Genomic DNA, 11,999 nt, shown 5'->3' with positions numbered 1-11,999 from the left:
TAGAGTTACAAAAAATAACCGACCATGCGCTACGACCGTATTGACAAAACCCTGTTTATAGAAAACCGCCGCCGTCTGACCCAGTTGATGAAGCCAAAATCACTCGCCATTTTGAATTCAAATGACATTATGCCAACCAATGCAGATGGTACAATGGGCTTCAAACAAAACACTGACCTGTTCTACCTCACCGGCGCGGACCAGGAAGAAACGATGCTGCTCATTTTCCCGGACCATCCCGATCCAAAATTCCGGGAAGTGTTGTTTTTACGTGAAACAAATGAGCTGATCGCGGTTTGGGAAGGTGAAAAGCTAACGAAGGAACAGGCAAAAGAAGTAACCGGTATTCAGTCGATCTTCTGGACGCACCAGTTTGAAACTGTATTCGGGAACATCATTTTCGAAGCTGAGAATGTTTACCTGAATACCAACGAACATACCCGTCACGACTCGCAGGTACAAAGCCGCGATGCGCGTTTCGTGCGAGACTTTAGGGAAAAGTATCCGCTGCATACGCTCCTGCGAATCGCGCCGCTGATGCACCAGCTGCGCGCGACGAAACATCCGATAGAAGTGGAACTACTTCAAAAGGCTTGTGAGATTACAAAAGCGGGTTTTGAGCGCGTACTGAAATTTGTAAAGCCCGGGGTGCAGGAATTCGAGATCGAGGCTGAGCTTGTTCACGAATTTATCCGAAAACGTTCCAAAGGTTTTTCTTACCAGCCCATTATTGCATCGGGGGCTAATGCTTGTGTTTTGCATTACATTCAGAATAACCAGCCTTGTAAAGACGGCGACATTCTACTACTCGATGTTGCCGCCGAATATGCCAATTACGGCGCCGACCTCACCCGGAGTATTCCTGTTAATGGCCGCTTTACCAAAAGGCAGCGCGAAGTATATGATGCTGTACTGCGCGTATTTAAAGCGGCAAAGGGAATGCTGGTGAGTGGTAATATCTGGGACGAATACCACCGCGAAGTAGGTAAAGTTATGGAAAGCGAGCTGATCGGACTTGGTTTACTAACGAAGGAAGCAATTGAAAAACAAGATCCTGACTGGCCGGCTTACAAAAAGTACTTCCCGCACGGTACCTCGCATTTCCTCGGTCTCGACATTCACGATGTAGGAAACAAATACCGCCGCTTTGAGCCAGGCATGGTCTTCACCTGTGAGCCAGGCATTTACATCCGTGAAGAAGGCTTAGGTATCCGTTTAGAAAACGATATTCTGATCACCGAAACCGGCAATATTGATTTAATGGAGGATATTCCTCTGGAAGCGGATGAGATCGAGGAGATTATGAATAGCTGAGCGTTGCCATTTTGCTATATTTGAAAAAAAACTGAACATACACTTATAAAAGAAAACACCTCCCATTCTATTGAAGAAGCAAGACGCTATCTGGCGAATGCAAAGCAGATTTTGAGTGAAAAGGCGCGTAAAGAAGATGGGTACTTCCAGGATCCTAAGTACGTGAAAATGGCCGGACACACTGCCTATACGGGTATTTTGCTGGTTCTTGATGAAATTTTCGGAAAGAAAACGCGCGGCAGAAAGGATGTGGACTGGTATAAACAGCATCTTTCGCAGGCTGACAAGAAAATGCTCAATTCCTTTATGACCGCTTACCAGGTACTTCACCTGGATATGGCATACGATGGCGCAAGAAGTGCCGCATTGGCAAAGCTTGGAATCGAAGAAGCGGAAAAGTTGATCCACTGGGTTGAAAGAAAAACTGGCAGCGCGTGATAGATTAGTTATGTAAGTTTGCGAGCCGGGGAGATTAGCATCTTTCCGGCTTTTTGTTGTTAACACGTAAATTACGCTTGCATGGAATTCCTTGCGGAAGACATTTATAAACTGCTTTTATCCTTCTTCCTTGGCGCAATTATCGGTGCTGAGCGCGAATACCGCAGCAAGTCTGCCGGGCTGCGCACCATGATTTTGATCGCAGTGGGCTCCACCCTTTTTACGATCCTGTCTATCAGGGTCAGCTCTGATGCCGGCAGGATTGCTGCCAACATTGTTACAGGTATCGGCTTCATCGGCGCTGGCATTATCTTCCGCGAAAATAACCGTGTAGTTGGAATTACCACCGCCGCCATTGTGTGGGTTACCGCCGCAGTCGGAATGGGGATCGGGGCTGGTTACTATGAGGCAACTTTCGCTTGTTTTGTGATTTCAGGAATGTCGCTGGTGATCCTTGCGCCTGTTCAGAAGTTCATTCGCAAGAAAAGTCAGATCCGCAACTACCGGCTGGTGTGCATTTACCAGCAACAATCCCTCAAAGTATATGAAGATTTATTCAAGAAACTCGATATGAGTATATTACTTGGCGAACAAAGCCGGGTTGGAGATAAAATAACCGGAAGCTGGACATTACAGGGTTCCGAGAAGAACCACAACGAGCTCACCCGGCGACTTCTGAATGATCCGGAGATCAAAGAGTTTGATTTTTGAAACTGATTTTTATCAGCATTGCTGCATTAGTTTTTGATTAAAATTGAAGCTCAAAACGCCCAAAGCGAGTTTTCCAGCCACATCAAACCGTTATAATAGTTGTTAGGGAAACTTTATAAAGCGAAATAAACATTTATACTAAAACAACCCGAAACCTTACTGATTTTGCCTGCTGGCATGCAAGTCAGTTTTCCTTTAAAAAAATGTCTGACATAGTTAAGCATAAGCTTTGGGAGATAATAGGCAGGAACACTTCTGCTGCGGAATCTGAATGGTTACAGCAAAAAGGATCTGCTGCGCCTCTGGAATTAATGACGGCTTTCGTAGCAGCTCCCCGCTTTCTTGCAAAGAAAATAGTAGCGGTATCCGGAGACGAAAAATGGTCGCTTAATATGGAGATACCTGGCTTTTCAGTGAATAAATGGTCGCTTGTTCGCCTGAGCCGCGTGTGGCTGCTTACCCAGCTCGATCCCTCAGATAAGAGTGAGTACGTCAAGAACATTGAAACTCTGTTCGATACTGCCGAAATGAACGAGCTGGTTGCATTGTACTCCGCATTGCCGCTGCTCTCCTATCCCGATCAGTGGCTTTTCAAGGCCACCGACGCGGTGCGCTCCAATATGGGTTTTGTGTTTGATGCAATTGCACTGCACAATCCTTATCCCGAAAAGTATTTCAATGAACTGGCCTGGAACCAACTGGTATTGAAGACGATTTTTAATGATAAACCTATTCATTTGATCGAGGGACTGGAAAACCGCGCCAATGAAAAGTTGGCACTGACGTTATCCGATTTTGCGCACGAACGCTGGGCAGCCGGCCGCAGGGTAGCTCCGCAGGTTTGGCGACTGGTTGGTAAATTCATGAACCCGACTTTGCTTGCCGATATGCAGCACCTTTTTGAATCAGAGAACAAGGAAGACCAGAAAGCCGCTGCATTAGCATGCTTCGAATCTTCTTTGCAGAATGCGAAATACCTTCTGGCCAAATATACAGATCTCGAAAAATCTGTCAGATCAGGTGAACTGACCTGGACCGAACTTGAACATTCCTAATTATGTGCCTAAACCACAATGAAAACGCGCCCAATCCTTCGCACTTCGAAGAAAGCGAAGAGACAGCAACTGCGCACCGGGATATTGCCTGGAACGATTACCGTGATTTGATCAAAGGAATGCGTTTTTTTGATCCGCATATCCACATGGTTTCCCGCACCACCGACGATTACCAGGCAATGCACCAGGCCGGGATTGTTGCATTGATCGAGCCCGCATTCTGGGTTGGTCAGCCGCGTACTGGGCTTTCGAGCTTTAAAGATTATTACAGCAGCTTGGTTGGTTGGGAGAGATTCCGCTCTTCGCAGTTCGGGATCAAGCATTATTGTACAATGGGCTTGAACTCCCGCGAAGCCAATAATGAGCCGCTGGCCGAGCAGGTAATGGAGATTTTGCCGTTATATATATACAAAGAAGGCGTCGTGGGAGTTGGTGAAATCGGTTTTGATGATCAAACTCCTGCTGAGGAAAAGTATTACAGACTGCAACTTGAACTGGCAAAAGAAGCAAAGCTGCCGGTACAAATTCACACACCGCACCGGGATAAGAAGAAAGGTACCGAGCGTTCCATGGCGATTGCAATTGAACACGGCCTTGACCCGTCGTGGGTGATCGTGGACCATAACAATGAAGAAACAGTGAAGAGTGTGCTCGACCAGGGCTTCTGGGCTGCATTCACGATTTATCCGTTTACCAAAATGGGAAATGAGAGAATGGTGAAAGTAGTGGAACAATACGGACCTGAACGCATTATGGTCAACTCCGCTGCCGACTGGGGTATCTCTGATCCGCTCGCCATTCCGAAAACAGCCGCATTGATGAAAATGAAAGGGATTTCAGACGAAGCGATCCGGCAAGTAACTTACCAGAATGCGATCGATGCATTTGGTAAAAGCGGACAGATAGACGTGAGTGATTTTGAAAATGGCTACGAGATCGACCAGACTGCGAAGTTTCACGGAAACAGCATTCTGAGAGGCGGGCAGCAGCCGGCTCCTGTTAAAGACTCCATAGTGATCAGGTAACGTGAGCAGCATCAAACCCTATCTACAACTAACGCGCCCGGCCAACCTGGTCACCGCCATTGCCGACATTCTTGCCGGCCTGGCGATAGCTCAATTCACCTTTTCGGATTTCTCCCCAGCATTACTGGTAGCTTCTACCCTGGGACTGTACGGCGGCGGCGTGGTGATGAATGATGTTTTCGACGCCAAACTGGATAGTATCGAGCGGCCGGAAAGACCAATCCCAAGCGGGAAAGTACCTCTGGTTTCGGCTACCTTTCTGGGCATTTCTTTGCTGGTATTCGGTATGCTCTTTGCGGCGCTATTCAGCGGATTAAGCGGCTTGATTGCCGTTGTTATTGCAATGCTGACTGTACTTTACAATCGCTTTGCGAAACATCATGCATTCATGGGCCCGCTCACAATGGGTATGTGCCGGGGAGCCAATCTGATTCTCGGAATGAGCGTCATACCCGCATCTTTTCAGCAATACGGCTGGATTGCGCTGCTGCCCATTGCTTACATTTTTGCAATTACGATGATCAGTCAGGACGAAGTGCATGGCGGCAAAAAGCGCACGTTGTATATCGCTGCGCTGCTTTATGCGATCGTGATGGCGGCCCAGCTGACGATTGCTAGCCGGGAAGGAAATATATTGTTCACGATTCCTTTCGTTTTGTTGCATGCCTGGCTAATCGGCCGTCCATTATGGAATGCGATTCAAAATCCGGTTGGTCCGCTGATCGGGAAAGCTGTGAAAGCTGGTGTTATCTCGCTTATCGTGATGAATGCCTCCTACTGCGTTGCTTTTGGTCTGCTTCCGCTTGGATTGGCGGTACTTGCACTACTGCCGCTGTCGATGCTGCTCGCGCGGGTTTTCGCCGTAACTTAGTATTAAAATAAACCCACATTGCATTCAATGTCTTTTTCAATGCAAACCATACAACAGCGTTTCAAAATAGAATATAACTATGCGGTGTATTTCACACAGCATTTATTCGATGTAAATAATCCTTTGCTGAAAGACTTTTTTACCGGGTTTTCGGAAGAAGGCTTTCAGAGAAAAGCATTGGTGATTGTCGACGAAGGTTTCGCCGCATTTCATCCGACGCTTTCTGAGGAGATCAAAACTTATTTTACAACAGCGATACCTCAGGTACAGCTTGCTGCAAACATCATGATCATACCTGGCGGCGAAGCTTGCAAGAATGATCCTGCATTGTTCGAAAGCCTGGTAGAAGCCGTGGACGCACATGGGATCGACCGGCATTCATTCGTTATCGGAATTGGCGGCGGCGCAATACTCGATCTGGTAGGTTATGCTGCGGCGGTTTCGCACCGGGGTATCAAGCTGATCCGCATTCCGACTACCGTTTTAGCCCAAAATGATTCAGGGGTTGGTGTCAAAAACAGCATCAATTTCAGAGGAAAGAAGAACTTCCTGGGCACGTTTGCGCCTCCCGTGGCTGTTTTCAATGACCTTACTTATCTGCGCACACTCGACGACAGGGACTGGCGCGCTGGTATTGCAGAGGCGATCAAGGTCGCGCTGATCAAAGATGCAGCGTTTTTTGAATGGATTGAAGCCAATGCAGAAGCACTGGCCGGTCGCGACGAGGAAGTAATGGCATACCTGATCCACCGCTGTGCCGAAATGCACACGGATCACATTGCAGGCGGCGATCCTTTTGAATTCGGCTCTTCCCGGCCGCTGGATTTCGGTCACTGGGCTGCGCATAAATTAGAGTACCTGACTGATTTCCAGGTTCGCCACGGAGAAGCAGTCGCAATCGGCATTGCACTGGATTGTGTGTATGCAACTAAAATAGGTATGCTCGCCGAAGCTGATCTGACCCGCATTCTCGACGTTTTGAACAAGCTGGGTTTTGAATTATATCATTCCAAACTGGCTGAGAACGATAAGATCAACCTGCGCAACGGATTGCACGAATTTCGTGAGCACCTCGGCGGCAGGCTGACCATTATGTTACTTGAAAAAATCGGAAAAGGAGTTGAGGTACACGAGCTTGATGCGGATATCATCGCACAATCGGTTGATTATCTGGAAAGTTCAAAAATAATCCACGCATAATGATCACGCCTTACGGACATTTAACCTACTGCAGTAACATCCACCCGGGAGAAAAGTGGGCTGACCATTTTCAGTCACTGCGGGACAATCTGCCTTTTATCAAGCAGCAGCTGTCGCCAGACCAACCATTTGGACTTGGCCTGCGCGTGGCGAATGAAGCTTCTATTGAATTGAGTAAACCCGAGGTGCTGGCGGAATTCAAAAGCTGGCTTTCGGAAAATGATATATATGTTTTTGTGATCAATGGATTTCCCTACGGCGGGTTTCATAACGTAGTCGTGAAAGACGATGTGCATGCGCCCGACTGGACCACGATCGACCGGCTTGAATATACCGTCAGGCTGTTTAACATACTTGCAGAGCTGCTGCCGGAAGGAATGCACGGCGGAGTTTCAACGCCGCCGTTATCTTACCGTTACTGGTGGGAAACCGAAGAGGACAAACAGAAAGCGACAGCAAGAGCTACCTCGCACATTCTGGAATTGCTGGATACGCTGATCAGCATTGAAAAACAAACCGGCAAATACCTGCATCTCGACATTGAACCGGAACCCGACGGGATTCTTGACAATACCGTTGACTTTGTTGAATGGTATAAAAAAACGCTGTTACTCAGAGCCGAAGAATACCTCGGCGCCAAATACGGGTTTACCAATCAGCAAGCCACAGAAGCAGTTTTGAGGCACATTCAGCTTTGTTACGATATATGCCACGCCGCGGTTGGATTTGAAGATCCGCAGGAAATTCTCGATTCTTTAAATGAAGTCGGGATCAAAGTGGGCCGCATTCAGGTGAGCTCCGCTTTGAAGGTGAATTTTGAAAATGAGAGAGAGATTAAGCTCAAAGCGATCGAAACTTTCGACGAGCCTGTTTATCTGCACCAGGTAGTTGCATTGAATGAAGGCCAGAGCAAAACCCGTTATCCTGACCTGAAAGAGGCGCTCAGCGATTGGAATGAAACCCAAAAAGAATGGCGCGTGCATTTTCACGTACCACTTTTTGTAAATACCTACGGAGTACTCGAATCTACCCAGTCTGATATCATCAAAACGCTCGGGATTCATAAGGAAAATGCATTTTCGGATTACCTGGAAGTCGAGACTTATACCTGGGGCGTGTTGCCGGAAGATATGCAGAAGCCCATTGGCGAGTCGATCGTGAGAGAACTGGAGTGGGTGAAGAAAATATTGAGTTATGAATAAAACAGTAGTAATCGACATCGTCGGACTAAGTGCAAACCTGATCGGAGAACATACTCCGTTTTTGGCCAAATACATCAAAGACCGGCAGTTAACCCCTATAAAGCCCGTTTTACCCGCAGTTACCACCACTTCTCAGAGTACCTATATCACTGGCAAATGGCCGGCCGAGAATGGGATTGTGGGAAATGGTTGGTATGACCGGGAAGATGCGGAAGTAAAGTTCTGGAAACAGTCTAACAAGCTTGTAAAAGGCGAAAAGATCTGGGAAGCTGCGAAAAGGATTGACCCGCATTTCACCTGCGCCAAAATGTTCTGGTGGTACAATATGTATTCTACCGCCGATTTTTCGGTAACTCCGAGGCCGCAATACCACGCCGACGGTGTAAAAGCGCCTGACTGCTACGCTTACCCTCCGGAGCTGCGCGACGAGCTTCAAAAAGAATTGGGGCAATTTCCATTGTTCAATTTCTGGGGCCCGAATGCGAATATCAAATCGAGTAAATGGATTGCAGATTCTTCCATTTGGGTTGACAAAAAGCACGACCCGACACTTACGCTGATTTACCTACCGCATCTGGATTACTGTCTTCAAAAGTTCGGTCCTGATTTCTCGAAGATCAGCAAAGAACTGGGTGAGATAGACAATTTGGTGAAAGAGCTGGTGACGCATTATAAATCCAAGAATGCGAAGATCGTCTTGCTCTCTGAATACGGGATCAATCCTGTAAGTAACCCGATCCATATCAACCGGATACTGCGGAACGAAGGTACCATTGCGGTGCGGACTGAAAGGTGGTATGAACTGCTGGACGCAGGTGCTTCCAAAGCATTTGCCGCAGCTGATCACCAGATCGCGCACGTTTATATTAATGATCAATCTGTGCAGGAACGTGTTGTAAAGGTTTTGAAACAAACGCCGGGCATTGATCTGGTATTGAATAAAGAAGAGCAGAAAGCCTACCATATTGACCACGAACGCTCGGGCGACCTGGTGGTAATGGCCAAACCTGACAGCTGGTTTACCTACTATTACTGGCTCGACGACGCCAAAGCGCCCGACTATGCGCATTTGGTCGATATCCATAGAAAGCCGGGATATGACCCGGTTGAAATGTTTATGGACCCGAAAAATCCTTTGATTAAAGTACGCGCCGGCTATAAGCTCGCCCGCAAGTTAATGGGGTTCAGGTACCTGATGGACGTAATTCCGCTGGATGCCACCTTGGTGAAAGGTTCTCACGGGAGTATCAACGTTCCCCGCCAATATTACCCGATCTGCATTACCGACTCGCCGCTTGCAAAAAGCGAGATTGAAGCGGTTGATGTGTACGATGTGATCTGGGAACATTTGATTTAAAGCGTGTTTTAAAAACAAAAATCATTTACAGGACGTTGACTTAACAAACATCAACGTCCTGACTATGAAATCGCACCTGATTCACACGTTTTTATTCGCCTTTTTATTGCTTGCGTGCTCTTCCAAGGAGCCCGATACGCAAGAAGTCCCGGAAATCCCGGCAGGCGGAATCAAATCCGCTGACGCATTCCCTGCATTGAAATTCAGCTTACCTGTTGAGCTCGTCCAGGCACCGGGCGACAGCAGCCGTTTTTACGTGATTGAGCAGGAAGGTACCATCAGAACTTTCGCCAACACCAGCTCCGTAGCAAGCAGCAGCGCTTTTTTGGATATTAAAAACAAAGTAACCTCCGGCGGCGAGCGCGGCTTGCTGGGTCTGGCATTTCACCCTGACTATAAAACGAATGGATTTTTCTTTGTGAATTATACTAATGGAAGTCCATTGAAGACGACGATCGCACGCTACAAAGCCAATCCTGCTACCAACCAGGCCGACCCCGCGAGTGAGGTCGTGCTGTTTACATTCAATCAACCTTACAGTAACCACAACGGAGGCTCAATGCATTTCGGAAAAGATGGTTTGCTATATATAGCGACCGGCGACGGAGGCAGCGGCGGCGATCCGGAGAATAATGCACAAAACCTCAAAAGCTATCTGGGCAAAATCCTGCGTGTGGATGTGAATGGAACTGGAAAAGGCAACTATGGTATCCCAGCCGATAATCCATTTGCCGCGAATACGCAGGGAAATCTGGCGGAGATTTATGCATACGGTCTCAGAAATCCCTGGCGGATCAGTTTTGACCTGGAAAACACCCGCCTTTTTGCAGGAGATGTGGGTCAGAATGAGCGGGAGGAAATTGATATTATTACCAAAGGCGGCAATTACGGCTGGCGGTTGAAAGAGGGTGTGGATTGCTACAATCCGGGTTCTAATTGCAATAGAGAAGGTTTGGTGGAACCGATCCATGATTATGCTCAGAGCAATGGCGATAAATCGATCACGGGCGGCTATGTATATCGTGGAAAATCGGTACCCTCACTGGCTGGCAAATACATTTACGGCGATTATGTAAGCGGGCGGATCTGGGCGCTAGAATTGGATGGTGATACCAAGAAGGAGAATACACTTTTGTTGGAAAAGCAGGGATTCATTTCTTCTTTCGGCCAGGATCTAAATGGGGAGGTTTACTTTTTGAATTACAGCGACGGAAAGGTAATGAAGCTGATGAGCGCAAATTAAGTTGAAAAATAGGTTCGCCATTTTATCTTTGCCGAAAATTTGAACCAACTTCTCGGGCCTTTTCAATCCTGACAAGTCTAAAAATAGAAAAATGTCGAAAGTCCTAATTATTGGCGCGGGTGGAGTAGGAAGCGTTGTTGCTCACAAATGTGCGATGAACAGCCACGTTTTTACCGAAATCCTGCTTGCGAGCCGCACCAAGGCCAAATGCGATAAAATTGCCGCTGAAATACAGGAAATGCACGGAGTTACTATCCAGACTGCGCAGGTAGATGCGGATATAGTAGCGGAAACGGTGCTCTTGATCAAGCGTTTTCAACCTAAGCTACTGATCAACGTGGCATTGCCTTACCAGGATTTAACGATCATGGAAGCTTGCCTGGCGACCGGCGTACATTACCTCGATACTGCCAATTACGAACCTAAGGATGTTGCGAAGTTTGAATACAGCTGGCAATGGGCTTACCAGGAACGTTTCAGGGAAGCAGGTTTAATGGCCGTTCTGGGCTGCGGTTTCGACCCGGGTGTTACGCAGGTTTTTACAGCTTACGCCAATAAGCATCATTTCGACGAAATGCATTACCTGGATATTATCGACTGTAATGCAGGAGATCACGGAAAAGCATTTGCAACGAACTTCAATCCGGAGATTAATATCCGGGAAATCACACAACCAGGAAGATATTGGGAAAACGGCGAGTGGGTTGAAATACCAGCAATGTCGATTCACAAACCGATTGAATATCCAGGTATCGGCCCAAAAGAAAGCTATGTGCTTTACCACGAGGAGCTTGAATCTCTGGTAAAGAACTTCCCGACTTTAAAGCGCGCGCGTTTCTGGATGACATTCGGACAGGCTTACATTACACATTTGAATGTGCTTGAAAACGTGGGTATGACGAGTATTAAACCTATCAAATTCCAGGGAATGGATATCGTTCCGCTTGAATTCCTGAAAGCAGTATTACCTGCACCGGATAGTTTGGGTGAGAATTATTCAGGACAAACTTCTATTGGCTGCCAGATTAAAGGTATTGAAAATGGAGAAGAGAAGACTTATTACGTGTGGAACAACTGTGACCACGCTGAATGCTACCGCGAAGTACGCGCTCAGGCTGTAAGCTACACAACGGGAGTTCCCGCAATGATCGGCGCAATGCTGATGCTGACGAATGAAGAGTGGATGAAACCGGGTGTATATAATGTAGAAGAGTTGAATCCCGATCCGTTCATGGATTTGCTCAACCAGCACGGATTACCCTGGAACGAACGGATTAATGTGACTCTTCCTCACGAGTATTGACAAAATGAAAAGAGGGTGTCTCAGTTTTAGCCGAGGCACCCTCGTCCATTTGCTTTAAACTGAGTGGAAATTGAAACGCGATATCGATCCATTCAAAGCTAATCGGCTGTTTTCGGCTTAAAAAGCAAGAAACGGGCGCTCCTAAGCTGCTCTTTTCCTTAGATTCTGGGCTAATGCGATCAGTCCCCATTCGATTTCGACCTTTTGCTTGCCGCGGAGCATAAACCGGCGGAAGCCGTGGTTATTTTTGATGTTGCCAAAGACCGGTTCGACATCAAAG

The 11,999-nt window shown here is 47.3% G+C and carries 12 protein-coding genes; 11 read left to right on the top strand and 1 reads right to left on the bottom strand.

Annotated elements, in window-relative coordinates:
- Window positions 1-24: 24 nt before the first annotated feature.
- The 11 genes from Q369_RS0118825 to Q369_RS0118775 all read left to right on the top strand — a co-directional run bounded on the left by Q369_RS0118825 (window position 25) and on the right by Q369_RS0118775 (window position 11,719).
- The gene (locus Q369_RS0118825; RefSeq protein ID WP_031529333.1) at window positions 25-1,314 is read left to right on the top strand and encodes an aminopeptidase P family protein; all 1,290 of its coding nucleotides are present in this window, start codon (window positions 25-27) and stop codon (window positions 1,312-1,314) included.
- Between the two features lie 45 nt (window positions 1,315-1,359).
- Window positions 1,360-1,752: a DUF5618 family protein gene (locus Q369_RS0118820; protein WP_031529332.1), complete on the top strand. Its 393-nt coding sequence runs from the start codon at window positions 1,360-1,362 to the stop codon at window positions 1,750-1,752.
- Window positions 1,753-1,833: 81 nt separating this feature from the next.
- Window positions 1,834-2,463, top strand: a complete 630-nt coding sequence (locus Q369_RS0118815; RefSeq protein ID WP_031529331.1) for an MgtC/SapB family protein — start codon at window positions 1,834-1,836, stop codon at window positions 2,461-2,463.
- 203 nt (window positions 2,464-2,666) lie between these two features.
- The gene (locus tag Q369_RS0118810) at window positions 2,667-3,518 is read left to right on the top strand and encodes an EboA domain-containing protein (RefSeq protein ID WP_031529330.1); all 852 of its coding nucleotides are present in this window, start codon (window positions 2,667-2,669) and stop codon (window positions 3,516-3,518) included.
- A gap of 2 nt (window positions 3,519-3,520) precedes the next feature.
- Window positions 3,521-4,543, top strand: coding sequence for a TatD family hydrolase (locus Q369_RS0118805; protein WP_031529329.1), 1,023 nt, complete (start codon window positions 3,521-3,523; stop codon window positions 4,541-4,543).
- Between the two features lies 1 nt (window position 4,544).
- Entirely contained in the window at window positions 4,545-5,414 is an 870-nt protein-coding gene (gene eboC, locus Q369_RS0118800; RefSeq protein WP_031529328.1) for a UbiA-like protein EboC, read from the top strand.
- Window positions 5,415-5,453: 39 nt separating this feature from the next.
- Window positions 5,454-6,614, top strand: a complete 1,161-nt coding sequence (locus Q369_RS0118795; RefSeq protein ID WP_031529327.1) for a 3-dehydroquinate synthase — start codon at window positions 5,454-5,456, stop codon at window positions 6,612-6,614.
- Window positions 6,614-7,816, top strand: coding sequence for a metabolite traffic protein EboE (gene eboE, locus Q369_RS0118790; protein ID WP_031529326.1), 1,203 nt, complete (start codon window positions 6,614-6,616; stop codon window positions 7,814-7,816). Before Q369_RS0118795 ends, eboE begins: the two co-directional genes overlap by 1 nt.
- Window positions 7,809-9,173, top strand: coding sequence for an alkaline phosphatase family protein (locus Q369_RS0118785; protein WP_031529325.1), 1,365 nt, complete (start codon window positions 7,809-7,811; stop codon window positions 9,171-9,173). Before eboE ends, Q369_RS0118785 begins: the two co-directional genes overlap by 8 nt.
- A 64-nt stretch (window positions 9,174-9,237) precedes the next feature.
- Window positions 9,238-10,416 carry a PQQ-dependent sugar dehydrogenase gene (locus tag Q369_RS0118780; protein ID WP_031529324.1) on the top strand — a complete coding sequence of 393 codons (1,179 nt, stop codon included), beginning with the start codon at window positions 9,238-9,240 and terminating at the stop codon, window positions 10,414-10,416.
- A gap of 91 nt (window positions 10,417-10,507) precedes the next feature.
- Window positions 10,508-11,719 (top strand): saccharopine dehydrogenase family protein, encoded by a 1,212-nt coding sequence (locus tag Q369_RS0118775; RefSeq protein ID WP_031529323.1) that lies wholly within the window; start codon window positions 10,508-10,510, stop codon window positions 11,717-11,719.
- A 141-nt stretch (window positions 11,720-11,860) separates the two neighbouring features.
- Here the strand turns inward: Q369_RS0118775 and Q369_RS27840 are convergent.
- Window positions 11,861-11,999, bottom strand: a 139-nt coding sequence (locus Q369_RS27840) for a transposase (protein WP_031529322.1), incomplete at its 5' end; no start/stop codon positions are given.

Source organism: Dyadobacter crusticola DSM 16708, assembly GCF_000701505.1.
GTDB lineage: Bacteria > Bacteroidota > Bacteroidia > Cytophagales > Spirosomataceae > Dyadobacter > Dyadobacter crusticola.
This window is presented reverse-complemented; position numbering and strand designations above follow the sequence as displayed.

Bases quoted from the DNA above. Each gene is read 5' to 3' on its own strand.
- Q369_RS0118810 (WP_031529330.1), top strand. From the start codon at position 2,667: ATGTCTGACATAGTTAAGCATAAGCTTTGGGAGATAATAGGCAGGAAC.
- Q369_RS0118785 (WP_031529325.1), top strand. From the start codon at position 7,809: ATGAATAAAACAGTAGTAATCGACATCGTCGGACTAAGTGCAAACCTG.
- eboE (WP_031529326.1), top strand. From the start codon at position 6,614: ATGATCACGCCTTACGGACATTTAACCTACTGCAGTAACATCCACCCG.
- Q369_RS0118775 (WP_031529323.1), top strand. From the start codon at position 10,508: ATGTCGAAAGTCCTAATTATTGGCGCGGGTGGAGTAGGAAGCGTTGTT.
- Q369_RS0118805 (WP_031529329.1), top strand. From the start codon at position 3,521: ATGTGCCTAAACCACAATGAAAACGCGCCCAATCCTTCGCACTTCGAA.
- Q369_RS0118780 (WP_031529324.1), top strand. From the start codon at position 9,238: ATGAAATCGCACCTGATTCACACGTTTTTATTCGCCTTTTTATTGCTT.
- Q369_RS0118795 (WP_031529327.1), top strand. From the start codon at position 5,454: ATGCAAACCATACAACAGCGTTTCAAAATAGAATATAACTATGCGGTG.
- Q369_RS0118815 (WP_031529331.1), top strand. From the start codon at position 1,834: ATGGAATTCCTTGCGGAAGACATTTATAAACTGCTTTTATCCTTCTTC.
- Q369_RS0118825 (WP_031529333.1), top strand. From the start codon at position 25: ATGCGCTACGACCGTATTGACAAAACCCTGTTTATAGAAAACCGCCGC.